Here is a 26,113-nt window from a genome sequence, read left to right as displayed (position 1 = left end):
AAGTACGGCAATATACGCTATTCGCGGAATGAAGATGGTTGAATAACAAACTTATTCAAAACCTATTCATAGTAAAACATCAATTACCTCGCCAAGAGTGATTTAACTCTTTTGGTGATTTTTAATCTATGGCTAAGTTTGTCTATGTCTGAAACAAGTTCCGTTCATTCTCTTCCCATGCGCTATGCGGACTTCCCCACTTTAGTGGACGCGTTGGATTACGCGGCGCTCGGTAATACGGGAATGAATTTTTACGATCGGCGCAATCAACTCGTGACCGTTCTCGATTATCGCACGCTGCAGCAAAAAGCGATCTCGGGCGCGCGGCGTTTATTGTCCCTGAAGCTCAAGAAAGGCGATCGCGTGGCGCTTATCGCCGAAACCAGCGCGGGGTTCGTCGAAGCCTTTTTCGCTTGCCAATATGCCGGCCTGGTGGCGGTGCCATTGGCGATCCCGATGGGCGTGGGCCAGCGCGACTCCTACACCGCCAAACTGAAGGGGCTGATCGCCAGCTGCAACCCGGCGGCTATCATCAGCAGCGAAGAGTGGACGCCGCTCATCGCCTCCGCCACGGAAAACGCGTCAGCGATGCACATCCTCAGCGACGCGGATTTCAACGCATTGCCCGAGCCGGAGATCGCGCTGCCGGCGCCTTCGCCCGACGATATCGCCTATCTCCAATACACCTCGGGCAGCACCCGCTTCCCGCGCGGCGTGATCATCACCCAGCGGGCGGCGATGGCGAACCTGAATGCGATCAGTCGCGACGGGATCAAGCTGCGCGCGGGCGATCGCTGCGTGTCGTGGCTGCCCTTCTATCACGATATGGGCCTGGTCGGTTTCCTGCTGACGCCGGTGGCGACCCAGCTGTCCGTCGATTATCTGCGCACGCAAGATTTCGCCATGCGCCCGATGCAGTGGCTGAAACTGATCGCCAAGAATCGCGGCACGGTGTCCGTCGCCCCGCCGTTCGGCTACGATCTGTGTCTGCGCCGCAGCAACGCCAAAGAGCTGGCCGATCTGGATCTCTCCAGTTGGCGGGTCGCCGGCGTGGGCGCCGAGCCGATCCCGGCCGAGCTGCTCAGCCAGTTTGGCGAACACTTCAGCAGCATCAACTTCGACAGCAAAGCCTTCATGCCGTGCTACGGGCTGGCCGAGAACACCCTGGCGGTGAGCTTTTCCGATCCTTGCTCCGGCCCGCAAACCAACGCGGTCGACCGCGATATTTTGGAGTACGAGGGTAAAGCGGTCGCGCCGGGCAAAAAAACCCGCGCCGTTTCGACCTTCGTCAACTGCGGCCGTGCGCTGCCCGGCCACCGCATCGAGATCCGCAGCGAAACCGGGCAACCACTGCCGGAGCGCCAGGTCGGCCATATCACGATTTCCGGCCCCAGCCTGATGAACGGCTATTTTTGCGATACTGAGTCCCAGCAGCAAATTCAGGTGACCGGCTGGATGGATACCGGCGATCTGGGCTACCTGCTGGACGGCTATCTGTACGTCACCGGCCGCAAGAAGGATTTGATCATCATTCGCGGCCGCAATATCTGGCCGCAGGATATCGAGTACGTCGCGGAATCCGAACCGGAAATCCGTTCCGGCGATGCGATCGCCTTCGTGACCGAAGAACACGACGAAGCGGCCAGGATCATTTTGCAGATCCAATGCCGAGTCAGTTCGGAAGAGCGCCGGGAGCAGATCGTGCATTCGCTGAGCGCGCGCATTCAAAGCGAATTCGGCATCGCGGTGGACATCGAGCTGCTGCCGCCGCACAGCATTCCCCGCACGTCGTCGGGCAAACCCGCCCGCGCCGAAGCCAAGAAACGCTGGCTGAGCGCTTCGCTCTACCCGCAAATGCCGCAGTTGGCCGGTTTCGCGCAATGAGCGGCACCGTGGCGGTGACGGGCGCGACCGGCTTTATCGGCCGGCATATCGTCCGGGAACTGCTGGCGCAAGGGTTTAGCGTGCGCGCCCTGACGCGGCAAGCCGACAAAGCCGCCGCGGACAACCTGCAGTGGATCCCCGGCGCGCTGGAAGATCGGCCTTCGCTCACCGAACTGGTGCGCGGCGCCGAGTGCGTCGTGCACTGTGCAGGCCAGGTGCGCGGGCATGCGGAAGCGGTGTTCACCCGCTGCAACGTGACCGGCAGCCTGAACCTGATGCAGGCGGCCAGGCAAAACGGCCGCTGCAATCGTTTCTTGTTCATGTCGTCGCTGGCGGCGCGCCATCCGGCGCTGTCGTGGTACGCCCATTCAAAACAGGCCGCCGAGCAGCAATTGATCGCCGCCTCGGGCGAGATCGCGCTGGGGATTTTCCGCCCGACGGCGGTTTACGGGCCGGGCGATAAAGAGCTGAAACCGCTGTTCAACGGCCTGCTGCGCGGCGTGCTGCCCCGGCTGGGCGCGCCTGACGCCAGACTCTCTTTTCTGCACGTGAGCGATTTGGCGAAGGCGGTCGGCCAATGGTTATTGGCGCAGCCCGCGCAGCCGAATATTTACGAACTGTGCGACGGCGTGGCCGAAGGCTATGATTGGCTGCGCCTGCGGGACATCGGCGCCGCCGTGCGTCACGGGCCGGTGCGGCTGGTGGGCATTCCGCTGCCGCTGCTGAAAGCCCTGGCGGATATCAGCGTGGTGTGGAACCGCCTGATAAAACAGGAGCCGATGCTGACGCGCAGCAAAATACGCGAATTAACCCATCAAGACTGGTCCGCCAACAATCAGGCGCTGTCGCAACAGATTAATTGGTTTCCACAGGTGAGTTTGGAACGCGCGCTGCGTGAAGGGCTGTTTTAATTATTCCAAGTAGAGGTGTGTCAACGTTCTTATGCTAAATCGCGATGCTGTAATGGATTATATCCTGACGTGTTTGCAAGGTATCGTCGAAGGCGGAGTGGAAATAAAACCTGATAGCGATCTCGTCAATGATCTTGGCCTGGAATCCATCAGAGTCTTGGATCTACTGATGATGCTGGAAGATGAATTAGATATCTCCATTCCGATCAATATATTGCTTGATGTCAGAACGCCTGAGCAACTGCTTGACGCGCTGCGCCCTTATCTGGAGAAAAACCATGGGACTGTATGACAAGTTTGCGCGGCTCGCGGGCGATCGCGAACAGTTTCAAACCTCCGGCCTGAATCCGTTCGGCACCTGCATCGACGAAGTCTATTCCGCCACTCAGGGGCGCATCGGCGATCAAAAGATTGTCCTCGCCGGCACCAATAACTACCTTGGCCTGACGTTCGATGCGCAGGCGATCGCCGCTGGCCAATCTGCCCTGGCCGCGCTCGGCACCGGCACCACCGGCTCGCGCATGGCGAACGGCAGCTACGGATCGCACCTGGCGCTCGAACGGGAGCTGGCGGCATTCTTCGATCGCCCGAGCGCCATCGTGTTCTCCACCGGCTACACCGCCAACCTGGGCGTCATCAGCACGCTGGCGGGGCCGGGATCCGTGGTGTTGATCGACGCGGACAGCCACGCGAGCATTTACGACGCCTGCGCCCTCGGCGGCGCGGAGATTATTCGCTTTCGCCACAATGACGCCGCCGATCTGGAGCGTCGCATGGTGCGCCTGGGCGAGCGCGCCCGCGAGGCGCTCATTATCGTGGAAGGCATCTACAGCATGCTGGGCGACGTCGCCCCGCTGGTGGAAATCGTCGATATCAAGCGGCGGCTGGGCGGGTATCTGCTGGTCGACGAAGCGCATTCCTTCGGCGTAATGGGCGAACACGGCCGCGGCCTGGCCGAAGCGCTGGGCGTCGAGCAAGACGTGGATATCATCATGGGCACCTTCAGCAAAAGCCTGGCTTCGATCGGCGGTTTCGCCGTCGGCGGCAAGGGGATGGACGTGCTGCGCTACAGCAGCCGGCCGTATATCTTTACCGCTTCGCCGTCGCCGTCCAGCATCGCGTCGGTGCGCATGGCGCTGCAAAAAATCGCGCGCCATCCCGAGCTGCGGGAAAAACTGTGGAACAACGCGCACCGCCTGTATCACGGCCTCGCCGAGCTGGGCTATACCCTGGGGCCGCGCATCAGCCCGGTGGTGCCGGTGATGATCGGTTCGAAGGAGGACGGCCTGCGTTTCTGGCGCGAGCTGATCGCCCACGGCGTGTATGTGAATCTGGTGCTGCCGCCGGCCGCGCCGGCGGGCGTCACCCTGCTGCGCTGCAGCGTCAATGCCGCGCACAGCGATGAAGAAATAGACACCATCGTGCGCGCCTTTGCGGCGCTGAAAAAATAAAACCTTTCCCTCTCGGCCGCGGCGGCGGCGAAAACGCCATCGCCGCCCTGCCGAATCGCTGCGCCTCAGCGCGCAGCCGGTGATGCCCCATCTGCCGAATAGCGATACCCCTGCGCCGCCATAAATTCCGCGATGGCTTTTTCCGCCGCCGAAAGCACCTCCTCGATCGGCCGATCGGCATCGAGATCCACGATGTCGGCGCCTTCAAAGGTCAATAACGGCGTGACGGCGATCTTTTTCTCCAGCGCCGCCTTGCGGTGATCGGGTTTACGGGCGCAGGCCACGTCCAGACTGACATTCAGCTTGAGCACCAGATCCGGTTTTTGCTTCGCCATCCACTGGAACGCCGCCCGCTCCCGCGCCGCCAGCCAACGGACGAAACGGCTGCCTTCGACATCGACGGGAAATACCGTGCCGTCATACGCGCCGGGGATTTGCGCCTGCGGAAAACGGTCGGTCAGCACGATATACCCCTGCCGCCGAAACGCCAGCATGCGGCGAAACCGCAACAGCCGCCGCCCCACGAAGGCGATGATCACCGCCGACGGCAACAGGCCGATGCGGGATTTTTTCGTTTTGACTTTTTTGGTATTGCTTTCGATAGCCTTGCCCACCGAGCGCCCGAGCAGCGGCAGTTTCGCCGCCGCGCGCCCGACGTTGCCCGCCTGTTTGCCCAGATGCACCTGCACCGCCGGGCCATAATGTTTCACATATTCGATCAGATGTTCACAAACGGTGGACTTACCCGATCCGTCGCTGCCGATAACCGCAATCAGCGGCGGAAATTTTGCATTCATAATCAGACTCTCTTTCAATACACCAGAAATGGCATGCCCTATTTGCAACGAAATATCGCTCACGGCCGCGACGGCAGCGCGAAGATAATTGCCATAACGCCGCGCCAAACCGCACAAAAGATTAAGCGAAAATGGAAAACCTCTGCTCTTTTTTCGCCGTGAGCCAAGCCGAAAGTTAACATAAAAAGCGAAACCGGCTCACGCCCGGCCAATTAGCACAAAATAACAAGAACGAATGCCAGAAATATCAATTCAAATAACACACAGGAATACCGAACTCATTATTTTATCGCGACAAAGCACAATAAATATCTTGAACCCAAGGCGTATTGGAATACAATAGTTTTTTTCGCATTGGATTAATTATTGTGAGTCAGCAGATAAGACCTTCATCTGATCGCTCGCCCGTGCGCGTAATAGCGATAACCGGCTGTGACGGCTCGGGAAAATCCACTCTGGCCGCCAGTCTGGTCGATGCCTTATCGGCGCAAGAACCTGCCGAATTGCTTTATCTCGGCCAGTCTTCCGGGCGTATCGGCGAATGGATCAGTTCGCTGCCGATTATTGGCGCGCCCTTCGGGCGTTATTTGCTGAAGAAATCGCAGCGCGTGCACGATCGCCCGGCTACGCCGCCGGATAATGCCACGGCGCTGGTGATCTTTTTACTTTCCTATTGGCGCGTTTTTAAATTCCGCCGCATGCTGAAGAAAAGTCGCCGCGGCGCATTGCTGATTACCGATCGTTATCCGCAGGCCGAAGTGGCGGGATTTCGTTTCGATGGCCCGCAGCTGGCGAAAACCGCCGGCGGCAATCGCTGGATACGCTGGCTGAGAAAACGCGAACAACGTCTGTACCACTGGATGGCGTCTTATCAGCCGTTATTATTAATTCGGTTGGATATTGACGAGCAAACGGCCTATTCACGCAAACCCGATCACTCGTTGGCGGCGTTGCGTGAAAAGATCGCCGTCATCCCGCACCTGACGTTTAACGGCGCTAACATATTGGATTTGGACGGCCGCGAGCCGGCCAAGCATATTTTCGATGCTTCGCTGCGCGCCGTTAAAATATCGCTGAGGGCCGCCAATGCCTAGCCGCCAAATAACCTTTTCGTAGCGAAACAGATGAAAAAAAATAAACTCACTGCCGCGCAGGATACCTCTCCCGCCTGCATCACCGGGCTGATTGCCGTGGTGGGCAGCGACGGCACGGGCAAATCTACGCTGACCGCCGATCTGGTGAAAAACCTGCAGCAGCATCGCCCCACGCAGCGCCGCTATTTGGGGCTGATCTCCGGCGAAGACGGCGACAAAATCAAGAAATTGCCGTTCATCGGCGTGTGGCTGGAGCGGCGCCTGGCGGCCAAATCCGATAAAACCCAGCGCATGAGCAACAGGCCGCCGGCGCTGTGGGCGGCGCTGATCATGTACGGCTTTTCGCTGTGGCGCGCTTCCAACCTGCGCAAGGTACGGCGGCTGGCGCAGAGCGGCGTGCTGGTGATCAGCGATCGCTACCCGCAGGCGGAAATTTCCGGTTTTTACTACGATGGGCCCGGTATCGGCGTGGAACGCGCAAAAGGCCGGCTATTGCGCCGCCTGGCGGCGCGTGAACGCCGTTTATATCAACACATGGCCGTCTATCGGCCGGAGCTGATCATTCGCCTGGATATCGACGTCGATACGGCGTTTTCCCGCAAGCCCGATCACAGCTATGAAGAGCTGAAAGACAAGATTTCCGCCATGGTGCGCCTGCAGTACAACGGCGCGCGCATCATCGAGCTGGACGCCAGAGCCCCTTACGACGAGGTATTGAGCAACGCGCTCAACGCCATTTCCGCCGTGGTGAACCCCGCGAAGCGCCCGCAGAGCGACATCGGGCAACCCGGCGAAAACGCCGGCAAAGAAACTCAGGTTTATTAAAAAGAGACAGGGCAAGCGCATGAGTGCGGAACACAAGATGCACAAAAATAACGATGATGGCTGGTTTAGGTTATGAAACGATGGTTTTCCGATGGCGCGTTTCGCTCCATTCTACGTAATGCCGCCTATTTAGGCTCCGGCAGCGTGGCCAGCGCGCTGCTTGGCCTGCTGGCGCTCTCCTGCGCCGGTAAAGGCATGTCGCCTGAAATGTTCGGCGTGCTGGTGGTGATCCAGGCCTATACCAAAGCGGTCAGCGATTTCATCAAATTCCAGACCTGGCAGTTTGTGGTGCAATTCGGCACCCCGGCGCTGGAGCATCAAAATACCGGGCGCTTCCGCGACGTCGTCGCGTTCTCCTTCGGCCTGGATATCGCCAGCGGCGTCATCGCCGTGCTGGGCGGCATGATCATGCTGCCGTTCCTGTCACACGCCCTGGGGCTGGACAGCGAAAGCTTCTGGCTCGCCATGCTGTACTGCACCCTGATCCCGTCGATGACCTCGTCCACGCCGACCGGCGTGCTGCGCGCCTTCAACCGCTTCGATCTCATCGCCATCCAGCAGGCGATCAAGCCGTTCCTGCAGGCGGTGGGCAGCGTCATCTCCTATTATTTCGATCTGGGGTTCCCCGGCTTTATCGTCACCTGGTACGCCTCTAACCTGATCGGCGGCACGCTGTTCTGGTGGTTCACCGCGCGCGAGCTGCGCCGCCGCGATATCCACGGCGCGCTGCGGCCGCGCCTGTTCAACGTCGCGCGCCGCATCGAGGGCGCCTGGAACTTCGTCTGGACCACCAACATCGCCCATACCATCTGGGCCGCGCGCAACTCCTGCACCACCGTGCTGGTGGGCGTGGTGCTCGGGCCGGCCGCCGCCGGGCTGTTCAAGATCGCCATGACCTTCTTCGATGCGACGGGCACCCCGGCCAAGCTGCTGGAGAAAAGCTTCTATCCCGAGATCATGCGCCTGGATCCGCGCACCAAGACCCCGTGGCTGCTGGGCCTGCGCTCTTCGCTGCTGGCCGGCGGCATCGGCCTGGCCGTCGCGGTGTTGATGCTGCTGGTGGGCAAGCCGCTCATTTCCGCGGTGTTCGGGCAGCAATACCTGGAAGCCTATGACCTGATTCAAATCATGCTGGGCGCGATCATCGTCTCGATGATGGGCTTCCCGCAGGAATCCTTGCTGTTTATGGCGGGCAAGCAGCGCGCCTTCCTGATCGCGCAGGCGACGGCCTCGGCGGCCTATATCGCGCTGCTGGTGTCGATGGCGTACGCCTTCGGCGTGCAGGGCGCCGCTTTCGCTTATTTACTGGGGCAATGTTTAGACGTGCTGTTATCCCTGATACCGACGATCGGCGCCTACCGCAATCGCTTTATGTTGGGGCTGAATGTGCCCAAAGAGAGTAATCAATGACCGCTAACACGAATTGGAAGAAGTTTTCCGCCGAAACCACCCAGGCGCTGTTTGTCGCCGTGGAAGAGGATGACCTGGTCGAGGCGAATATCAGCCTGCCGCAGCAGATCGATCTGGAATGCTCCCCCGAGAGCATCCGGGACAACTACGCGCTGTGCCTGCAGTTTTGGGAAGACGGCTTTTCCCGCCGCGAGCTGCTGCAACTGGTGAACGGTTTCCTGCAAGACCCGCAGTTGGCGGCGGCCACCCGCATGCGCTACAAATATATCCGCGCCCGCTATAAGCACCTGCGCTTCGCCCAGCAGCTGTACGGCGCGCCCCACCGCGCCAACCGCCTGTTCCACACCACCACCGTGGTGCTCGGCCATTTTCAGGACGCGTTTCGCAACGGCAACCAGAAGAACCTGACGCTGTACGGCAACCTGCTGCGGCTGCTGCTCAGCAAGCCGGTATGGTCTTACGTGCGCTATGCGCTGCGCCACACCCGCCTGGAAAGCGCACAGGGCTTTATCGCCTACCGCCAGGCGCAGATGCGCCAGCTGCAGACGCTGATCGCCGGCCCGGCGCTGACCGGGCATCAGTTCCACGACGTGCGCAAAATCGTCAGCCGCCAGGTGTCGTTTTACGACACGCTGAGATCGATCGATCCGGACAACCGCGAGGCCCGGCAGATCTCGCGCTTCCTGGCGGCGATTAACGGCCTGATGGGCGACCGGCACGACGTGATGGTGGCGGACAAGCTGGCCGGCGGCGATATCTATGACCGGCCGGCGACGCTGGACATCGACATCCGCCAGCGCCTGGAGCTGCTGCTGGCGCGTTTTCCGCTGTCGTTTTCCCCGTCGGCCGTCGCGGCCGGCAGATAAGCGCGTTGCCCGTAGCCATGATGACGTTACCTCGCTTGCTGGCCCTTGCGCTGCTGCTGTCGCCGCTGGCGGCGCCAGCGCATAACTTCGTGCAGGGCCGGCCGGTGGCGCCGATCGCCATCGCCGATCGCGGCGAGCTGCTGCTGCGCAACGGCGATTTCAGCTACCGGCCGTGGAACAGCGCAAAACTGGCGGGCAAGGTGCGGGTGATCCAGTACATCGCCGGGCGCACCTCCGCCAAAAAGAAGAACTCGCTGCTGATCAACGCCGTTAAGGACGCGAACCTGCCGGGCGACCGCTTCCAGCCGACCACCATCGTTAATACCGACGATGCGATACCGGGCTCCGGCTTCTTCGTGCGCGGCAAGATCGAGAAAAACAAGCGGCATTACCCCTGGGCGCAGTTCATCATCGACAGCGACGGGCTGGGGCGCATGGCCTGGCGGCTGCCGGAGGAGAGCTCAACCATCGTAGTGCTGGACAAGGCCGGGCGCGTACAGTGGGCGAAGGACGGCGCACTCACCCCGCAGGAAGTTGACCAGGTGATCGCCCTGCTGCGCGCGCTGATCGCGCAGGAGACGCCATGACGCGCACGCCGCCGGGAGCCGATGACGCATGCCTTTGATTGAACGCTATATCACGGTTGAGATCCGCCGCCTGGTGATGATGATCGCCGGGTTTCTGATCTTCATGTTCGCCAGCTACTCCGCCCAGCGCTACCTGACCGACGCCGCCAACGGCACGCTGGCGCTGCGGGTGGTGGCCGACGTGGTTTTCTATAAATCGCTGATCGCGCTGGAGATGATATTGCCCGTCGCGCTGTATGTCTCGGTGGCGGTCGCGCTGAGCCAGATGTACAGCGATGCGGAGATCACCGCCATGCTGGCCGCCGGCGCCAGCCCGCTGCGGCTGTACAAGGCGGTGCTGCTGCTCGCCGTGCCGCTGGCGATAGCGGTCACGCTGCTGTCGCTGTATGGCAGGCCCTGGGCGTACGCCAATATTTATCAGCTGCAACAACAGTCGCAGTCGGTGCTGGACGTGAGCCACCTGCAAGCCGACAAATTCAACGTCAGCGGCAACGGCCGCATGATCCTCGCCAATCACGTCGACAAAACGGCCAACCACCTGACGGACGCCCTGATTTATGTGCGCGGCGGCCATCACACCAACCTGTACCGCGCGCAGTCGGTGGAGGTGCTCGACGCCTCCCCTGCCAGCCCCGCCGTGCGGCTGAAAACCGGCACCGCCTATGTGCTGGATCGTGAGGGCGCCGACGACAACGGGCAGAACTACGACAACTTCGACATCGCGCTCAAACCGTTCGTGCCCAGCGCCGAGAGCCGGCACAAGTCGGCCTCGCCGGCGGAGCTGGCGCGCTCCGCCGATCCGGGCGACGCTGCCGAACTGCAATGGCGCGAGAGCCGCGGGCTGACCACCGTGCTGATGGTGCTGCTGGCGATCCCCTTTAGCCGCATCAAGCCGCGACAGGGACGCTACGCCGCGCTGCTGCCCCTGACGGTGCTGTTTACCGTGATTTTCTATGGCGGCAACATTTGCCGCACGCTGGTGGCCAACGGCTCTCTGCCAACGATCCCCGGCGTTTGGCTGGTGCCGATAGCCATGGCTGTCGGCATCGCCCTGCTGCTGGCGCGCGACCTATCTCTGCTGCGGAAACCCTCCCGATGACTATTTTTAGCCGCTACCTAATGCGCAACGTGTTCATCGGCTTCGCCGCCGCGGCCGGGCTGCTCATCCCGCTGTTCACCACCTTCACGCTGATCAACGAGCTGGAGGACGTGACCCCGGGCGGCTACCGCTGGCAGCAGGCGCTGCTGGTGACCGTGATGACCCTGCCGCGCAGCATGGTCGATCTGGGGCCGTTTATCGCGCTGCTCGGCGGCATCGTTGGGCTGGGCCAGCTGTCTAAAACCCTGGAGCTGACGGCGATCCGCTCCGCCGGGATGTCGATATTCCGCATTGCGCTGGTGATGCTCGCCGCCGGGCTGTTGATGAACCTCTCGCTCGGCGCTCTCGATGAATGGGCGGCCTCGCCGCTGCAGCAGCGCGCGCTGCAGATGAAGAACAACGCGCTGGCGCAGTCGAACGATAACGACGTGACCGTGAACCCGCTATGGGCGCGGCGCGGCAACGAATTTGTGACGGTAAAAACCGTCGATGAGAACGACCAGCCCCACGGCATTGAGATCTTCCGTTATCAGGCCAACCGCGCGCTGGAATCTTACATTTACGCCGACAGCGCCAGCACCGCCGCCGACGGCAGCTGGCTGCTGCACAACGTGATGCAGAAAAGCTGGCAAGGCAGAAAGGAAACGATTGAGCGGCAAAGCAGCCTGCCGTGGCGCTCGCTGTTCGCCGTGCCGAGCCTGAAAGAGCTGACCCTGCCGGCGGGCAGCTTCTCGCTCCAACAGCTGGATCGCTATATCGATTATCTGCAGGGTTCTGGGCAACCCAGCACCGAATACCGCCTGGCGTTGTGGAAAAAACTCGGCCAGCCCCTGCTGGTGCTGGCGATGATTCTGCTGGCCATCCCATTTACCTTCACCGCCCCGCGCGCCCCCGGCATGGGCAGCCGATTAGCGCTCGGCGTCATCATCGGGCTGCTGACCTACATCGCTTACCAGATCGTCCTCAACCTGGGGTTGCTGTTCGCTCTCAACGCGCCTTTCACCGCCCTCGCCCCGCCGCTTTTGATCCTGGCGTTGGCGCTGGCGCTGGTTTATCGGTTTGATCGGGGTTAGGGAGCCTGGAGGCTAGATAAAGCGATCTGAGCGGACGTTAAGCAGGGCGGCTGGTTGAAAACAATGCAACTACATGAGGTTAAGAAATCTGAAACAGAAGCACACCAAGTATGAGACGATGGCAGAAATTCATGAGTAGACAGGGAAATTGCAGCACATGAGTAGACGCTTAAACAGAGATTACCGCACAAAAATAAGAAACATTCCCCGCCGCATAAAGGGACTTCAGCGTTGGTCCGAAACCTTCCATGACCCAGCACGAGCAGACTTTTCTGAAGACAGACATTACTGGAATTACAAAATACCTGTAGAAATCAACCTGGTTGAAGGAAAGCACAGTAACAAAAAAATTAAGGCTGACTGTGCGCAGGCCTTGATTAATGCCTGTGCTAATTTGATGCTCGCAACAGCAAATTGCGATGACAGCCCGCGAATTACTGCCGTCATCTGCCTCCCGGACATGTTTACCAGCGAAATTTGTTTGTACCATTCAGATGAATATTTTCAGGGTTTTGTTTCAGAAGGCAGTTCTGACAATGGCTCATCGATAATTTTAAAAGAACGCAGCCTTGCTAAGGAATGGGGACTTATTCTTCCAGCTGGCGTGCAAGAGTTAGGCGTTGCAATTGAATATCATGGCGGAGATAACCCTGATGAGTGGTTTACTGGCGAACGCTGGCATTATGGTCAACTACAATAATTCAGGCATTCACTCTCCCCTGTTTTAAGAAATGAGTCAGGGATATGTTTAGTTTAAAGTTTTGATCGGTGGAGCTAAAGAATAAGCAAAACTGAGTGATGGCCAGCAGCATTCAGATAAGCCCATCTGCAAAGATGGGCTTATCGACATTAACGCAACTCCTTCGCTATCGCGCTAAACATCAGCGATGCCTCCAGCGGTTGGGCGCTGAAGGACGGCTCCGCCTGCGGCCAGGTGGACCACTGGACGATCACCAGATTCTCCGCCTGATTGACCATAATCATCTGGCCGAAGATCCCCAGCGCCCACAGGGAATGCTTGAGGGACGCCTGCGGAGTGGGTTCTACGTTAGCCGCATTCGCCGGCACTTCGTTGTTCCACCACTGGTAGCCGTAGATGCCGTCAGGATGCGCCGCCGACACCGAGCCCGCCGCCCGCGTCCAGTTGGCCGACTGAGCTACCCAATCTTCCGGCAGGATCTGTTTGCCGTTCGGCAACCTCCCGTTATGCAGAATGAACTCACCGAAGCGCCCCCAGTCTTCCAACGTGGCGTTAAAGCCGTGCGCGCCCACGTCGTGCTGGCCTTTGGCGTAGGCATGCCACACCCCGTCGCTCGCCATGCCGTACGGCTGCCAGATACTTTGCTCCAGATAGGCCGCCAGCGGCATGCCGGTGGCGCGCTCCAGCACATCGCCCAGCAGCCAAGCGCCACCGGAGGAGTAAGACCAGTTCTGCCCGGCCGGATGCGTACGCTGCAGACCGGCCACCAGCTTGCGCACGCAGGCGTAGGTGCCGGGCCTGGCTTCACACTCGGTCAGCTGCGCGAAGTCCGATTTCGGGTTGGTATAATCCTCATTCCACGCCACGCCGGAGGTATGAGTGATCAGTTGCCTAAGGGTTACACCGTCCCACGCGGTGCCTTTCAGATCGGGTTCGTATTGCGTGATGAGATCGTCGAGCGAGCGGATCTTGCCCTGTTTAATCGCCACGCCCACCAGTGTGGCAACCACCGATTTGCCCACCGAGCGCGACGTCCACAGCGTGGCGTCGGTATTGCCCTGCCCCAGATATTTCCAGGCAATTTTGCCGTCTTTCAATACCAGCATGCCGCTGACGTTCTGGCGCTGCAAATAATCCTGCAGGTGGTAGGTTTTGCCGTTCACCCGATAGCTGGCGTCCGCTAGCGGTTTAGCGGCAGCCGGCAGCGGCGCGGCGTTGCCGTGGTGAAACACATCCCCGGCATAGTTGCGGTAGTCATTACGAAAACCGATCACCCGGTCACTCTGGCTCCAGGTGAGCATCTTGTGCGTGTCTGGCAATTGCGCATCGAAAGGCGCCGGACAGGCGCTAAGTTCGGTTCCCGCACAGGCGGCCAGCGCGGCGGGCGCCAACAGGCCGCTGCAGAGACTGATGACGACTCCCGCCAATAGGCTGCGGTTAAACACTTTGCTTTTCATATTATTTCTCGCATAGCTCAGGAAGGCGTTCAGCTTAAAAAAACGCGGCCTATAATAAAAAACGCCTGATGGGGGAAAATCCCCCGAAAAATCGACGGGAGAACCGCGTGCCGAGCCTGATTTATTCCTTTGCCCAACTGGAAGCCTTCACCGCCGTGGCCGAGCACGGCAGCCTGGCGAAAGCCGCGCTCAAGCTGGGCAAAGACCGCACGACGCTGCGCGATTTGATTGATTTTCTCGAGGATGGCTTGGGCTATGCGCTGTTCCTGCGCGAGGGGCGCAGCCTGCACCTGACGCCAGAGGGCGAACAGCTGCAGCGCCAGGCGCACCTGCTGATGCGCCAGGTGAAAGCGTTTGAGGCGTTCGCCAAAGACGTGCCGAAGAGCGCGGCGCAGGAAATCTCGCTGGTTTACGATCCCTTTACCCCCCGCGCGTTGCTGCAGGCGCTGATTGCCGCTATGGCCCAGCGCAACACGCGCCTGAGCCTGATTAACGCCTCGCGCGACGAAGCGGAAAGGCTGCTGGCAAACGGCCAGGCCGATCTGGGCATCTGCCAGGCGCGCAACCGCAGCGTGGGCGACACCATGGAGTGGCGCGCCCTAGGGGCGATAGAGATGGATTTTTACGCGTCTAAAGCGCTTTTCCCCGGCGCGGAACAGCCGCTTTCGCTGCTGGAACTCTCGCTCGCGCCGCAGGTGATCATGCACCCGGATTCAGACGAACCCGTGGCGCGCCGCCTGCAAATTTCCGGGCATACAATATTTACCAACGAATTGGAGATGCTGCGCGCCCTGCTCGAACAGAGCTGCGGCTGGGGATTCCTGCCGACGCATATGCATGCCGAACAGTGGAAAAACGTCAACACGCTGCGCACCGAAGTGGGCAGCCAGGGAATAAGTCAAACCATGGTGACCATCTGGAAGCCGGGCAATGACCGGCGGACGCTGATTGATGAGACGCTGGCGCTGTTGCCGGGGTTGTGGCGGGAGAGTGGTGGGTGAAAAGTCGCTGTTAGATTAGCGGTGTTGTTATCGGAAGTCGATCGTGGGATTCATCACCTGCGTTGATTATCCGAACGTTCTTAAGCGGCTCGCTGCTTTTACCCAATGAGCCCCCCATCACCTACACTCCAGCGCTGCTGGCGCCGGTTTATTGATTTGATACGCGGCATTTGAGGGGCAGCTTTGAGCGAGGAGCAGACCTAACTGGATACGTAGCCCATTAATGCCCCTCACTAATTACTAAAACGCATGGGGGAGGTAAAAGGAAATGTCGTTCTTATCGACATGAGAACAGGCTATAAAATCTTTCTCTCTATGGTGTTTGTAATGGTCAATGCGTCATCAGGGATATTTCGTTTCCCCTCGATACGTACTGTGAATACAAACAGAATGATTGCTGATTTCACAATTTTCATAAGTTGCAACAGATGCTGCTCAAACTCTTCTTTTTTAATAAATTTTACTTCATCAAAAAAATCATAGGAATTATACAAGTCCGTAAGCATTCCTTCTTCGTGAATAACTAATAATTTATGTTCTAAATCATTCCTCCAGTCTCTAAAAAAAGCAAGCTCACCATTTTTATCATTTAAATCCATAGCAATACTAAACAAACCGAACAAGCCTTTGTTATTTATTTTGTTTATTTTATCCTTTCTTTTTTCATCACGAACCTGCCAGAAGCTATGAAAGTATATATGACCTCTATCTGGTTTTAAATCAAACAACGTACATAGTGCAACTGCTATTTTATCTAAAACACCAAAGCACGATCTGAATGCTACTCTTAACTTCTCAACATTTTCATATAATATCTCACCGTTATACAACTCAGAATAGCAAACTTCAGAGTCCTCATAAAAAATCTCACTACCAACCTTATATTCGAAGAACATTTTCCTTGCTAATGAGTACTCAGCTTTAAGCCTGTTCAACACCATTTCCATTGGTACAATAAAACTCCCAAAAACGCCTTCTTCGGTGGTCGCAATAGTTATATTATCTTTAGATGAAGCATAACAACTGCAATATAGAGAATGATCAGATAACATTAGGTTATTATCAATGCAGAATTTCTGATACTGTGATAAAGCATCATACTCCTCTCTCGTGAGTTTTTCATCTGTACCGATATCCTCAATGGTATCTATACAACATGCCTCCAGTATATCTTCGTTGTACTTTATTTTTCGTTGGTAAGTAGCAATCCATGAAGAAATACACTTTTCTGTATTTATTGCACATTCATAACCTCGAATAACTTCCTTAACCATTTTATAGGTATATGTGGTAGATAATTCATTAAGTAGTTCTAATGTCTCAGATCTGTTGACCCATGCCTGAGGTATTGAATCATCAATAGAAATAGCTTGTTCATAATAATCCATTGATTCAGATATACGATACTGCCTTTTTAATGCATTAGCTAGATTGATCATCAACTCAGGATGAACTTCACCTTCTTCTCTAGAAAATTTATACGCTTTCCAGTAGTTATTTTTAACCTCATTCAGTTTAATAAAACCATCAATATCTGCATCGTCACGAGGATTAAAATCAAGAACCGCACTCATGCCGTTTGCTACATTATAATAATATGATGATTTATTTGTTATAGTCAGAATATCATCTCTATTATTTGTAAGTAGAGCCAAACCTTCTTCTGCTATACTTCTGTTGTTACTGAAGCTTCCGATATCAATAAGATTACCTGCTAAGTTAGACAATGTGATTATTCTATTTTCATTGATTGTGTTTAAATCGTCTATACCTTTTAATATCTTCTTTACATTTTTGTAGGCAGACTCAAATGCCCCTGAATCTATGAGATCATTTATATATCTCATTTTCGAAACAACATAGTTGATATCCATTAAAACCTCTGAAAACTCAGCTAATGATGCCTATCATTATATGAGTGTAGCCAATAGAAAACATATTATTTCTGACTAAAAATTTTCCATGATGAAAGAAATCGCAGAACTTTGTTCCTGGCTTGCTCGCCCTAATTAATGCAGTGCAGACTTAGCTACGTCCGCTACTGGCACAAAGCAGCCTTCCATACCAGCTTTCTCCCGTGGAACACGGTTTACCGAGCTTCTCGCAATAATTCAGCCATACGGAATATTCCCGCCTTCCGCAAACCAACTCCCCCCTAGCACCGCCCCCGCCCTTTCCCTACAATAAGGGATCTGTTGAGGCATAACGCAAGGAAAGACGGTGTCGAAAGCCAATCCCAATGCCACTATCGTGGATATCGCCCGCCGCGCCAGGGTGACCAATATCACCGTTTCCCGCGCCTTCAATAAGCCCGAGCTGGTCAAGCCGGAAACCCGCGAGCGCATTCACGCCATCGCCAAAGAGCTGAACTATGTGCCCAACGCCTTCGCGCAGGGGCTGAAAAGCAGCAGCAGCCAGATTATCGGCATCGTCACCAGCAGCATGTATAACCCGTTCTATTCCGGCCTGATCAAGACCGTGTCGCGCATTGCGCGCCAACAGGGCTACCAGATCATGCTGTTCGACACCGACGGCAGCGAAGAGGCGGAAATGCGCGCCATTCAGGCGCTGTTCGGTTACAAGGCGCGCGGCATCCTGCTCTCGGCGGTGCGCGACGACAAGCGCTACCGCCCCGCCTATCTCGAGCTGGCCGAGGTGTACGGCGTGCCGCTGATCCTTATCGACCGCGATCTCTACGATCAGCAGCTGAGCGGCGTGTTCCTCGATAACCGCGAGATTGGCGTGCTGGCCGGGCGTTATCTGGCGGAGCAGCCGGAGCAGAAGCTGCTGATTATCGGCGGCCCGGCGGATTCGGAAATTACCTTAACGCGCACCGCCGGCATCGTCGCGGCCTTGCAGGGCAGCGGCCGTGAGATTCATATCATCAACGGCGACTATGATTTCACCTCGCAAGAGAGCGAGGTGCGCGCTTATCTGGCACAGCCGGAGAACCGCCCGGATTACATCATCGGCCTGAACGGCATCATCACGCTGGGCGCCATCGCCATCTGCCACGAGATGGGGCTCTATCAGCAGGTGAAGTTCTTTTCGATAGACGAGCCGCCGCGCGCCGGCGCTTACGGCCTGCACATTCCGGGGGTGTATCACGATACGCAGAAACTGGGGGAGATCGCCGCGGAGCTGCTGTTCAGCGCCATTAATAGCCCGCGCGGCGAGTTGCCGGTGCGCAGAGAGTTCTTCACCGGCTCGCTGTTGAATCGCTGACGGGCGCTATTGCCCGTAGTAGGCGTGTTTGCCGTGCTTGCGCAGGAAATGTTTGTCCAATAGCTCCGGCTGCATCGGGGCGATAGCCGGCGCCAGCTGGCGCGTCGCCATCGCCATGATCGCCACCTCTTCCAGCACCACCGCGTTGTGCACCGCATCCGCCGCGTCCTTGCCCCAGGCGAACGGGCCGTGGGAGTAAACCAATACCCCCGGCACCTGCTGCGGATCGCGCCCCGCCTGCTTGAAGGTCTCGATAATCACCTTGCCGGTTTCCCCCTCGTAATCGCCGGCGATCTCCGCCTCGCTCATCGGCCGGGTGCAGGGAATGTCGCCGTAAAAGTAGTCGGCGTGGGTGGTGCCCAGCGCCGGGATCGGCTGCCCGGCCTGCGCCCAGATGGTGGCGTTGCGGCTGTGGGTGTGCACCACGCCGCCGATATCGGCGAAGGCGCGGTACAGCGCCAGGTGGGTGGCGGTGTCGGATGAGGGCTTGCGGTGCCCTTCGCGCACCTGGCCCTCCAGATCCACCACCACCAGATCCTCCAGCGTCATCGCCTCGTAGGCGATGCCCGAAGGCTTGATCACCACCAGCCCGCTTTGGCGATCGATCGCCGAGACATTGCCCCAGGTAAAGGTCACCAGCCCGTATGCCGGCAGGCTGAGGTTGGCGGCCAGCACCTGCCGCTTGAGTTCGTTCAGCATGCGATGCCTCCCTCATTCATCTGTTGTTCGAGCCAGGCCTTGGCCTGGGCGATGCGTTGCTTGTCCTGCCCGTCTTCGCGCGCCCACATCTCCAGCAGGTAGGGGCCGCGATAGCCGAGCGCGTTGAGCACGGAAAAAGCGTGGGCGAAATCCACGCAGCCTTCGCCGAACGACACGTCGCGGAACTGCCCGGCGCTGCCCGGCCCCACCGCCACGGTGTCTTTGAGGTGTATGGCGGTGATGCTGCCGATGCCCAGCGCCAGCTCGGCGGCGACGTCGTTGCCCCAGGCGCTGAGGTTGCCGAGATCGGGATACACCGTGAACCACGGGCTGTTGACGTGGCGGGCGATGTCGCGCCATTTGCTGATGCTGTTGATGAACGGCGTATCCATCACCTCCACCGACAGCATCACCTGCGCCCTGGCGGCCTGCGCCGCCGCCCACTGCATGCCCTCGATAAAGCGCTCGCGGCTGTGGCGATCGGCGGGTTCGTAATAGACGTCATAGCCCGCCAGCTGGATGTTGCGGATGCCGAGATCCGTCGCCAGTTCCAGCGCCTTGCTCATCAGCACCCGCGCCCGTTCGCGGGTGGCAGCGTCGGCGCTGCCGAACGGATCGCGCCGGTGCGCCGACAGGCACAGGCTCGGCACCGTCACCCCGCTGTCGAGCCGCGCCTGGATAAACGCCAGCCGCTGGCGGCGATCCCAGTCCAGCCGCTGTTGACGCGCCGGCTGTTCGTCGATCGACATCTCCACAAATTCAAAGCCCAGTTCGGCGGCGGTGGCCAGCCGCTGCGGCCAGCTCAGATCGGCGGGCAGCGCCTTTTCATACAGCCCCAGACAGGCGGCGTTAGTCGTTTGCATCAGTCACCTCACTCAAAGCCTGGGCGACCGCCAGATAGCGCGCCTGCTGGGCGCGCAGGCGCCGGTGGGCGGCGGTCGCGGGATAATAACAGCGCAATTTGGGCGGCGCGGCGGCGATCGCTTCGGCGAACCCGGCGTACTCTCCGGCGCCGACGGCGGCGCACAGGGCGGCGGCGCGGCAACCACTTTGGCGCGTTGCCACCACCTCAAGCGGCAGGTTGCCGGCGTCGGCGTACATCTGCATCCAGACCTCAGACTGCGTCGGCCCACCGGTCATGCGCACCCTTTCGATACGCGGGTTCAGCTGCACCATGCGCTCCTGATGGATCAGGTGCGAGAACACGATGCCCTGGTAGATCGCCTGCACCACGTCCGCCATCTCGTGGTGGGCGCTCAGGCCGATCAGCCCGCCCGGCGTGTTGCCGCCGAGGTTGGAGCCGTACAGATAAGGCAGGAACAGCAGCCCGCTCGGTTGCTCGCGGCGCTCGGCCACCCAGGCGTTGAACTGGGCATAGCGCTGCCGGTCGTCGGCGCAGAACTGGCGCAGGAACCAGGCCAGGTTGCCGGCCGAGGTCGGGCTGCCTTCGTGCACGAAATAGCGGCCGTCGATGCAGTAGCGCCCCCAGGCGTAGGGGTAATCGGCGGGAATAATGCGCTCGGTCACGCAGGTGGCGATCGACCAGGTGCCCGCCACCGCGCTGAGCGTGCGATCGTCGGCCACGCCGGAGCTGAGCGCCGCGCCCACCACGTCGAACAGGCCGCCGTACACCGCGGTGCCCGTTCGCAGGCCGCACTGCGCCGCCGCCGTGGCCGTCACCCGCCCGGCCAGCTGCGCCGAACCGATCGTTGGCGCGGTCTTCTCCTGCGCCTCTTCGATGCCGAAGGCGGCCATCAGCGCCGGATCGTAAGCGCCGCTGCGCTGGTTAAACAGGTTGCTGCCGGAGATGTTGGTCACTTCGGCCGCCGCCTCGCCGGTGAGGCGAAAGCGCAGGTAGTCGTGCGCCATCAGGATGCGATCGACGGCGGCGTACTGCGCCGGTTGCCGCTGCTTCAGCCAGCGCAGCAGCAGCGCCGGGTGGCTGGGCCACAGCGGCTGCAGGCTGCGCGGGTAGGTCTGCGCGTCCACCCCGGCGCGGCGCAGCTCAGCCACCGTGGCCGCCGCGCGGTTGTCCGAAGAGAGGATGCCGTTGCCGACCGGTTTGCCGTGGCGGTCGATGGCGTACAGCCCTTTGCCGTGCGCCGAAAAGCTGACGCCGCACACCTGCCCGGCCGACAGCCCCGCCGCGTGCAGCGTCTGGCGGATCGCCGCGCAGACGTCATTCCACAGCGCGTCCATATTGCGTTCGCTAAAGCCCGGCTGGGCGGCAATCGCCGCGCCGTCGCGCTCGGCGATCGCCAGCTCTTCGCCGCTTGCCCGGTACAGCCCGGCCTTGATCACCGTGCCGCCGACGTCTATGCCAAGAAAGACTGACATCGCGCCTCCTATTTGCGCCGCACGGAGCTGAGGTAGATGGCGGCCAGGATAATGCCGCCCTTCACCACGTTCTGGATATACGGCGATACGTTCATCAGATTGAGGCCGTTGTTAAGCACCCCGAGCATCATCGCCCCCACCAGCGTGCCGACGATGGCGCCGCGCCCGCCGGAGATCGCCGCCCCGCCCAGCACTACGGCGGCGATGGCGTCCAGCTCGAAGCCTTCGCCGGCGTTGGGCTGCCCGCTCATCAGGCGCGAGGTCAGCACCAGCCCGGCCAGCGCGGCGGTCAGGCCGCTGATCACGTACACCAGCATCTTGTAGCGCGGCACGCGGATGCCGCTCAGGCGCGCCGCCTCTTCGTTACCGCCCATCGCGTAGACGTAGCGGCCGAACGGCAGCTGGTTGAGCATCAGCCAGGCCAGCAGGTACACGCCGAGCATGATCAGGATCGGCACCTGGATGCCCAGCAGCGTGCCGCGGCCAAAGAACGAGAAGACGTCGGGCAGGCCGGAGATCGGGTAGCCGCCGGTATAAAGCAGCGCCAGGCCGCGGGCGATGCCCATCGACGCCAGGGTGACGATGATCGGCGGCATGCGCAGGTAGGCGATGCAGGCGCCGTTGGCCAGGCCGAACAGCGCGCCGAGCGCCAGCGCGGCCACCATCGCCAGCGGGATCGGCACCGCCGCCAGCATCAGCCCGGCGGCGACCGAACCGGCCAGCGCCATCACCGGCCCCACCGAGAGATCGATGCCGCCGGTCAGGATGGCGCAGGTCATGCCCACCGCGATGATGGCATTGATAGACACCTGGCGCGCCACGTTGGTCAGGTTGTTGACGCTGAGGAAGCTGTCGTTCAGCAGGCTCATCAGCACGAACAGGACAGCGAAGCCGATAAACGGCAAAACCGCCGGGTGATGCAGCAGTTTTTCCCAGCGCTTGCCGAGGCTGGGGCCGGCGGCGCGGCGCGCCACGGCGGGTTGTTCAATTCCGATCATAAGGCACTCCCGGTCGCGTGAAGCATGATGTGGTTGGATTCGATCTCGTCGCCGGTCAGCTCGGCGACGATGTGGCCGCCGCGAAACACCAGCACGCGGTCGCACACGCCGATGATCTCCGGCAGTTCGGAGGAAATCATGATGATGGAGATGCCCTGCTGGGTCAGTTGCTGCATCAGCTGGTAGATCTCGGCCTTGGCGCCCACGTCGATGCCGCGCGTCGGCTCGTCGAAGATCAGGATGTTGCAGTCGTTGTTGAGCCAGCGGGCGATCACCACCTTCTGCTGGTTGCCGCCGCTCAGGGTGCTGACGGCGGTCTCGGCGTCCGGAGTTTTCACCCCCACGGCGCGGATCAGCCGCTGCACCACGTCGCGATCCTTGCGGGCGCTGACGAAGATCTTGCCGCGCCGGTGGTGCCGGTTGAGGGTGATGTTCTGCGCCACCGAGAACGGCAGCACCAGGCCCTCGGTTTTGCGGCTCTCCGGCAGCAGGCCGATGCCCTGCGCCAACGCCTGCGCCGGGGAGCGCAGCGCCGCCGGTTGGCCGCCGAGACGAACGCGTTTGCGGTGGCAGCGGCTGGCGCCGATCAGCGCCGAAACGGTCTCGGTGCGCCCGGAGCCCACCAGCCCGGCGAAGCCAAGGATCTCGCCCTTGTGCAGGTGGAAGCGGTCGGTCGCGCCATGCTTCTCGCGCTGGATCTCCGCCTCCAGCAGCACCGTCGCGGTATCGACCGGGTGCTGTTTCACCGGGAAGGCGTTCTCGATTTTGCGCCCTACCATCAGCCGCACCAGCTCTTCCACGTTGGTGTCGCCGGTGGCCAGCGTTTCGATGTAGGCGCCGTCGCGCAGCACGGTGATGCGATCGCAGATGGTGAAAATCTCGTCCAGGTGGTGCGAGATGAACACCATGCCGACGCCCAGCAGCCGCAGATCGTTCATCACGCTGAACAGGTGTTCGGCCTCGCCCGGCGTCAACGTGGCGGTCGGTTCGTCCAGCACCAGCACCCGCGCCTCCAGCGACAGCGCCTTGGCGATCTCCACAAACTGCTGCTGCGCCACGCTCAGCTGCTCCACCGGGCAATCGAGATCGATAGCCACCGTCAGCCGCTTGAAGATCGCCTCGGCCTTGCGCCGCATTGCCCGCCGATCCAGCAGGCCCCAGCGGTTCCTGATCTCCCGGTTGAGGAAGATGTTGTCGATGGCGCTCATGTAGGGAATCAACGAGAATTCCTGAAAAATAATGCCGACCCCAGCCTCGATCGCCTGGCGATAGTTGTTAAAGCGGCGCTGCTCGCCGTCGATAAAAATGTCGCCCTCGTCCGGCTGATGGATGCCGCACATGATTTTCACCAGCGTCGATTTGCCGGCGCCGTTTTCGCCCAGCAGGGCGTGCACCTCGCCGCGTTGAATGGCCAGATCGATGCCGTCCAGCGCCTTCACGCCGGGAAAGCTCTTTTTTATTCGCTTCAGTTCCAGTAAAGGTGTCACCGCATTGCCCTCCGCGCCGAACGCCCCGCCGCAGCGGGGCGAACCTACCGCTGTTACCAGCTAAAGCCGGCCGCATTGCTGCGGTCGATCAGCTTCACTTTGACCGGCACGGTTTTCGGCACCGTGGCACCCCAGTAGCGGGCCAGTGCAATGCCGAGCGCGATGCGCAGCTGGTCGCGCGGGAACTGCGCCGAGGTGGCGATAAACGGCGAATTCGGCTTGAGGATCTCTTTGATCGCTTCCGGCTGGCCGTCGACGCTCACCAGCTTGACCTTGGCGCCGTTGCTTTCGATCGCCGCCAGGGCGCCGAGCGCGCCGACGTCGTTGACGCTGAAGATGCCCGCCAGATCCGGCGCCGACTGCAGCATGTTTTCGGTCACGGTCAGCGCGGTGTCGCGCTCCTGCTTGCCGTTTTGCTTGGTGACGATCTTGATGTCGGGGTATTTTTTCATCGCCGCCTCAAAGCCGCGCACGCGCTCCAGGATCGGCACCACCGGGATACCGTCGAGGATCGCCACCTTGCCTTTGCCGCCCAGCGCTTTCGCCAGGTATTCGCCCGCCTGGAAGCCGGCGTCGTAGTTTTCCGATCCGACGAACGAGTCCAGCGGCCCTTCCGCCTGCGCGTCGATCGCCACCACCACCGCGCCGGCCTTATGGGCGGAGATCACCGCCGACTGCACCCCCACCGAATCGGTCGGGTTGATTAGCAGGATATCCACCTTCTTCTGCAGCATGTCCTCCACATCGCCGATCTGTTTGGCGACGTCATGGCGCGCATCGGCCACGTACACCTTGGCGCCGATATCCGCCGCCGCCTGATCCAGCGCCTGCTTCATGGTGACGAAGTAGTCGTTGTTCATTTCCTGGAACGACATACCGATCGTGATTTGCTTGGCCAGCGCCACCTGGCTGGCCGCCAACATTCCACCGGCGACGATAAAAGGCAGGGTCTTTTTGAATAATGAAAACATAGCCAATTCTCCTGTAGGGAAGCTTCTTGTTGTGGTTATCAGAGCAACAGCATGTCTTTACGTTTGGCCGACCGGCCGGCCCCTCCGTTGCGGAACGGGCCAGCGATCGTGACTGCAACAGCGGTACGGCGGGAGGGTCAGGGAACCAGGATCACCTTGATGGAGTCGGTCGAGTCCGCCAGGGCGAAGGCTTCGTCCCAGTCGTTCAATGAATAGCTGTGGGTGACCACGCCGTTGGACGTCACCAGCCCGCGTTCGAACAGATCGATGGCGATTTCGTAGCTGTAGGGCGCCAGGTGCGCGCCGCGAATGTCCAGCTCCTTGCGATCGCCGATGATGGACCAGTCGACGGTGGTTTCCTTGCCGAACACGCTGAACTCCACGAAGCGACCCAGCTTGCGGATCATCTGCAGCCCCTGGGTGACGCCGATCGGCGCGCCGGTGGCCTCAATGTAGACGTCGCAGCCGTAGCCGCCGGTCAGCGATTTGACGATCTGGTCAGCGTCTTCCTTCAGCGGGTTGATCACCACGTCGGCGCCGAATTCCTTCGCCAGCGCCAGCCGCTCGTCGATGGCGTCGATCACGATCAGTTTCTTTGGCGTCTTCAGGCGCGCCACCTGCACCATGCACAGCCCGAGCGGCCCGGCGCCGGCCAACACCACCACGTCGTCCAGCTGGATGTCGCCGCGCGCCACGGTGTGGATGGCGCAGGCCATCGGTTCGATCAGTACCGCGTCTTCATGGCTTAGGCTTTCCGGGATCTTGTGGACGATGGCGTTTTCGGAAAAGCGCATGTACTCCGCCATGCCGCCCTCCGCCACGTCTTTTTGGAAGCCGTAAATGTTATGCGTCTCACACATCCAGTAGCTGCCGGATTTGCAGTAACGGCACTCCCAGCACGGCACGATCTGCTCCGCAATCACCCGCTCGCCGATCCGGTATTTGCCTTCCGCGCCCTCGCCCAGCGCGGCGATGCGGCCGTAGAACTCGTGCCCCGGCACCACCGGCGGTTTGACCCACGGATTTTCTCCCCAAAACATCTGCGCGCCGTTCTTGCATTTGCAGTCGCCGGCGCAAATGCCGCAGCCTTCCACCTTGATCACCAGCTCGCGCGCCTTCGGCAGCGGCGTAGGCACCTGTTCGAAACGATAATCCTGCGGGCCATGGCAAACGACCGCGCGCATTTTTTCCGGCAACTGGCTCATCTCTTCCTCCAATACACTCGTTAAACGCTTGAAAAT

At 59.8% G+C, this 26,113-nt stretch carries 24 protein-coding genes; 14 read left to right on the top strand and 10 right to left on the bottom strand.

Annotated elements, in window-relative coordinates:
• Nucleotides 1-144: 144 nt before the first annotated feature.
• The 4 genes from IMX17_RS01640 to IMX17_RS01625 are packed head-to-tail and all read left to right on the top strand — an operon-like array spanning nt 145 to nt 4,246.
• Nucleotides 145-1,884, top strand: coding sequence for a fatty acyl-AMP ligase (locus IMX17_RS01640; RefSeq protein WP_117187287.1), 1,740 nt, complete (start codon nt 145-147; stop codon nt 1,882-1,884).
• The gene (locus tag IMX17_RS01635; protein ID WP_033651881.1) at nt 1,881-2,795 is read left to right on the top strand and encodes an NAD(P)-dependent oxidoreductase; all 915 of its coding nucleotides are present in this window, start codon (nt 1,881-1,883) and stop codon (nt 2,793-2,795) included. Before IMX17_RS01640 ends, IMX17_RS01635 begins: the two co-directional genes overlap by 4 nt.
• A 31-nt stretch (nt 2,796-2,826) precedes the next feature.
• Entirely contained in the window at nt 2,827-3,087 is a 261-nt protein-coding gene (locus IMX17_RS01630) for an acyl carrier protein (protein ID WP_015378483.1), read from the top strand.
• Nucleotides 3,074-4,246, top strand: coding sequence for an aminotransferase class I/II-fold pyridoxal phosphate-dependent enzyme (locus IMX17_RS01625; protein ID WP_046896391.1), 1,173 nt, complete (start codon nt 3,074-3,076; stop codon nt 4,244-4,246). Before IMX17_RS01630 ends, IMX17_RS01625 begins: the two co-directional genes overlap by 14 nt.
• Before the next feature lie 65 nt (nt 4,247-4,311).
• Here the strand turns inward: IMX17_RS01625 and IMX17_RS01620 are convergent, their stop codons facing one another.
• Complete coding sequence (locus IMX17_RS01620; RefSeq protein WP_046896390.1) at nt 4,312-5,043, bottom strand: ATP-binding protein; 732 nt, start codon at nt 5,041-5,043, stop codon at nt 4,312-4,314.
• A 368-nt stretch (nt 5,044-5,411) separates the two neighbouring features.
• Here IMX17_RS01620 and IMX17_RS01615 point away from each other — a divergent pair, with 368 nt between their 5' ends.
• From IMX17_RS01615 to IMX17_RS01580, 8 genes are all read left to right on the top strand, one after another.
• Nucleotides 5,412-6,137, top strand: a complete 726-nt coding sequence (locus tag IMX17_RS01615; RefSeq protein ID WP_144236209.1) for a hypothetical protein — start codon at nt 5,412-5,414, stop codon at nt 6,135-6,137.
• Nucleotides 6,138-6,167: 30 nt separating this feature from the next.
• Complete coding sequence (locus tag IMX17_RS01610; protein ID WP_046896388.1) at nt 6,168-6,962, top strand: hypothetical protein; 795 nt, start codon at nt 6,168-6,170, stop codon at nt 6,960-6,962.
• A gap of 72 nt (nt 6,963-7,034) precedes the next feature.
• On the top strand, nt 7,035-8,372 hold the full coding sequence (locus IMX17_RS01605) for a lipopolysaccharide biosynthesis protein (RefSeq protein ID WP_004935553.1): 1,338 nt from the start codon (nt 7,035-7,037) through the stop codon (nt 8,370-8,372).
• Complete coding sequence (locus tag IMX17_RS01600) at nt 8,369-9,238, top strand: hypothetical protein (protein ID WP_182264161.1); 870 nt, start codon at nt 8,369-8,371, stop codon at nt 9,236-9,238. The genes IMX17_RS01605 and IMX17_RS01600 overlap by 4 nt, the downstream gene beginning before the upstream one ends.
• A 20-nt stretch (nt 9,239-9,258) precedes the next feature.
• Nucleotides 9,259-9,825 carry a YtfJ family protein gene (locus tag IMX17_RS01595; RefSeq protein ID WP_182265081.1) on the top strand — a complete coding sequence of 189 codons (567 nt, stop codon included), beginning with the start codon at nt 9,259-9,261 and terminating at the stop codon, nt 9,823-9,825.
• Between the two features lie 28 nt (nt 9,826-9,853).
• Nucleotides 9,854-10,924, top strand: coding sequence for an LPS export ABC transporter permease LptF (gene lptF / locus IMX17_RS01590; RefSeq protein WP_099784456.1), 1,071 nt, complete (start codon nt 9,854-9,856; stop codon nt 10,922-10,924).
• Nucleotides 10,921-11,997 carry an LPS export ABC transporter permease LptG gene (gene lptG, locus IMX17_RS01585; RefSeq protein ID WP_193549262.1) on the top strand — a complete coding sequence of 359 codons (1,077 nt, stop codon included), beginning with the start codon at nt 10,921-10,923 and terminating at the stop codon, nt 11,995-11,997. Before lptF ends, lptG begins: the two co-directional genes overlap by 4 nt.
• A gap of 157 nt (nt 11,998-12,154) precedes the next feature.
• Nucleotides 12,155-12,697 carry a DUF3916 domain-containing protein gene (locus IMX17_RS01580; protein ID WP_072056001.1) on the top strand — a complete coding sequence of 181 codons (543 nt, stop codon included), beginning with the start codon at nt 12,155-12,157 and terminating at the stop codon, nt 12,695-12,697.
• A 149-nt stretch (nt 12,698-12,846) separates the two neighbouring features.
• Here IMX17_RS01580 and IMX17_RS01575 read toward each other — a convergent pair whose 3' ends face one another.
• Nucleotides 12,847-14,154 (bottom strand): serine hydrolase, encoded by a 1,308-nt coding sequence (locus IMX17_RS01575; RefSeq protein ID WP_193549261.1) that lies wholly within the window; start codon nt 14,152-14,154, stop codon nt 12,847-12,849.
• A 107-nt stretch (nt 14,155-14,261) separates the two neighbouring features.
• Between IMX17_RS01575 and IMX17_RS01570 the strand changes: the two genes are divergently transcribed.
• Nucleotides 14,262-15,155, top strand: a complete 894-nt coding sequence (locus IMX17_RS01570; RefSeq protein ID WP_193549260.1) for a LysR family transcriptional regulator — start codon at nt 14,262-14,264, stop codon at nt 15,153-15,155.
• Between the two features lie 296 nt (nt 15,156-15,451).
• Here IMX17_RS01570 and IMX17_RS01565 read toward each other — a convergent pair whose 3' ends face one another.
• Entirely contained in the window at nt 15,452-17,029 is a 1,578-nt protein-coding gene (locus IMX17_RS01565) for an LA2681 family HEPN domain-containing protein (RefSeq protein WP_046896382.1), read from the bottom strand.
• A gap of 346 nt (nt 17,030-17,375) precedes the next feature.
• Here IMX17_RS01565 and IMX17_RS01560 point away from each other — a divergent pair, with 346 nt between their 5' ends.
• The gene (locus tag IMX17_RS01560) at nt 17,376-18,380 is read left to right on the top strand and encodes a LacI family DNA-binding transcriptional regulator (RefSeq protein ID WP_004935582.1); all 1,005 of its coding nucleotides are present in this window, start codon (nt 17,376-17,378) and stop codon (nt 18,378-18,380) included.
• A gap of 6 nt (nt 18,381-18,386) precedes the next feature.
• Here IMX17_RS01560 and araD read toward each other — a convergent pair whose 3' ends face one another.
• From araD to IMX17_RS01525, 7 genes are all read right to left on the bottom strand, one after another.
• Complete coding sequence (araD, locus tag IMX17_RS01555) at nt 18,387-19,079, bottom strand: L-ribulose-5-phosphate 4-epimerase (RefSeq protein ID WP_046896381.1); 693 nt, start codon at nt 19,077-19,079, stop codon at nt 18,387-18,389.
• Entirely contained in the window at nt 19,073-19,942 is an 870-nt protein-coding gene (locus IMX17_RS01550) for an L-ribulose-5-phosphate 3-epimerase (protein ID WP_193549259.1), read from the bottom strand. Before IMX17_RS01550 ends, araD begins: the two co-directional genes overlap by 7 nt.
• Complete coding sequence (locus tag IMX17_RS01545) at nt 19,929-21,416, bottom strand: FGGY-family carbohydrate kinase (RefSeq protein ID WP_193549258.1); 1,488 nt, start codon at nt 21,414-21,416, stop codon at nt 19,929-19,931. The genes IMX17_RS01550 and IMX17_RS01545 overlap by 14 nt, the downstream gene beginning before the upstream one ends.
• Before the next feature lie 8 nt (nt 21,417-21,424).
• Nucleotides 21,425-22,414, bottom strand: a complete 990-nt coding sequence (locus IMX17_RS01540) for an ABC transporter permease (RefSeq protein WP_193549257.1) — start codon at nt 22,412-22,414, stop codon at nt 21,425-21,427.
• Nucleotides 22,411-23,901 carry a sugar ABC transporter ATP-binding protein gene (locus IMX17_RS01535; protein ID WP_193549256.1) on the bottom strand — a complete coding sequence of 497 codons (1,491 nt, stop codon included), beginning with the start codon at nt 23,899-23,901 and terminating at the stop codon, nt 22,411-22,413. The genes IMX17_RS01540 and IMX17_RS01535 overlap by 4 nt, the downstream gene beginning before the upstream one ends.
• 53 nt (nt 23,902-23,954) lie before the next feature.
• Nucleotides 23,955-24,872: an ABC transporter substrate-binding protein gene (locus IMX17_RS01530; protein ID WP_016927010.1), complete on the bottom strand. Its 918-nt coding sequence runs from the start codon at nt 24,870-24,872 to the stop codon at nt 23,955-23,957.
• A gap of 137 nt (nt 24,873-25,009) precedes the next feature.
• Nucleotides 25,010-26,077 (bottom strand): erythritol/L-threitol dehydrogenase, encoded by a 1,068-nt coding sequence (locus IMX17_RS01525; RefSeq protein ID WP_016927009.1) that lies wholly within the window; start codon nt 26,075-26,077, stop codon nt 25,010-25,012.
• Between the last annotated feature and the right edge of the window lie 36 nt (nt 26,078-26,113).

The sequence above is a fragment of the Serratia sp. X3 genome (assembly GCF_014982455.1).
Classification (GTDB): domain Bacteria; phylum Pseudomonadota; class Gammaproteobacteria; order Enterobacterales; family Enterobacteriaceae; genus Serratia; species Serratia ureilytica.
The sequence above is the reverse complement of the archived record's forward strand: the minus strand, read 5'-3'. Positions and strand labels throughout refer to the sequence as shown.

Excerpts from the sequence above, each read along its gene's own strand:
- lptF (WP_099784456.1), top strand. The coding sequence starts at position 9,854 with ATGCCTTTGATTGAACGCTATATCACGGTTGAGATCCGCCGCCTGGTG.
- IMX17_RS01635 (WP_033651881.1), top strand. The coding sequence starts at position 1,881 with ATGAGCGGCACCGTGGCGGTGACGGGCGCGACCGGCTTTATCGGCCGG.
- IMX17_RS01605 (WP_004935553.1), top strand. The coding sequence starts at position 7,035 with ATGAAACGATGGTTTTCCGATGGCGCGTTTCGCTCCATTCTACGTAAT.
- lptG (WP_193549262.1), top strand. The coding sequence starts at position 10,921 with ATGACTATTTTTAGCCGCTACCTAATGCGCAACGTGTTCATCGGCTTC.
- IMX17_RS01640 (WP_117187287.1), top strand. The coding sequence starts at position 145 with ATGTCTGAAACAAGTTCCGTTCATTCTCTTCCCATGCGCTATGCGGAC.
- IMX17_RS01565 (WP_046896382.1), bottom strand. The coding sequence starts at position 17,029 with ATGGATATCAACTATGTTGTTTCGAAAATGAGATATATAAATGATCTC.
- IMX17_RS01525 (WP_016927009.1), bottom strand. The coding sequence starts at position 26,077 with ATGAGCCAGTTGCCGGAAAAAATGCGCGCGGTCGTTTGCCATGGCCCG.
- IMX17_RS01530 (WP_016927010.1), bottom strand. The coding sequence starts at position 24,872 with ATGTTTTCATTATTCAAAAAGACCCTGCCTTTTATCGTCGCCGGTGGA.
- IMX17_RS01630 (WP_015378483.1), top strand. The coding sequence starts at position 2,827 with ATGCTAAATCGCGATGCTGTAATGGATTATATCCTGACGTGTTTGCAA.
- IMX17_RS01595 (WP_182265081.1), top strand. The coding sequence starts at position 9,259 with ATGACGTTACCTCGCTTGCTGGCCCTTGCGCTGCTGCTGTCGCCGCTG.
- IMX17_RS01620 (WP_046896390.1), bottom strand. The coding sequence starts at position 5,043 with ATGAATGCAAAATTTCCGCCGCTGATTGCGGTTATCGGCAGCGACGGA.
- IMX17_RS01610 (WP_046896388.1), top strand. The coding sequence starts at position 6,168 with ATGAAAAAAAATAAACTCACTGCCGCGCAGGATACCTCTCCCGCCTGC.
- IMX17_RS01540 (WP_193549257.1), bottom strand. The coding sequence starts at position 22,414 with ATGATCGGAATTGAACAACCCGCCGTGGCGCGCCGCGCCGCCGGCCCC.
- araD (WP_046896381.1), bottom strand. The coding sequence starts at position 19,079 with ATGCTGAACGAACTCAAGCGGCAGGTGCTGGCCGCCAACCTCAGCCTG.
- IMX17_RS01625 (WP_046896391.1), top strand. The coding sequence starts at position 3,074 with ATGGGACTGTATGACAAGTTTGCGCGGCTCGCGGGCGATCGCGAACAG.
- IMX17_RS01600 (WP_182264161.1), top strand. The coding sequence starts at position 8,369 with ATGACCGCTAACACGAATTGGAAGAAGTTTTCCGCCGAAACCACCCAG.
- IMX17_RS01550 (WP_193549259.1), bottom strand. The coding sequence starts at position 19,942 with ATGCAAACGACTAACGCCGCCTGTCTGGGGCTGTATGAAAAGGCGCTG.
- IMX17_RS01575 (WP_193549261.1), bottom strand. The coding sequence starts at position 14,154 with ATGAAAAGCAAAGTGTTTAACCGCAGCCTATTGGCGGGAGTCGTCATC.
- IMX17_RS01580 (WP_072056001.1), top strand. The coding sequence starts at position 12,155 with ATGAGTAGACGCTTAAACAGAGATTACCGCACAAAAATAAGAAACATT.
- IMX17_RS01545 (WP_193549258.1), bottom strand. The coding sequence starts at position 21,416 with ATGTCAGTCTTTCTTGGCATAGACGTCGGCGGCACGGTGATCAAGGCC.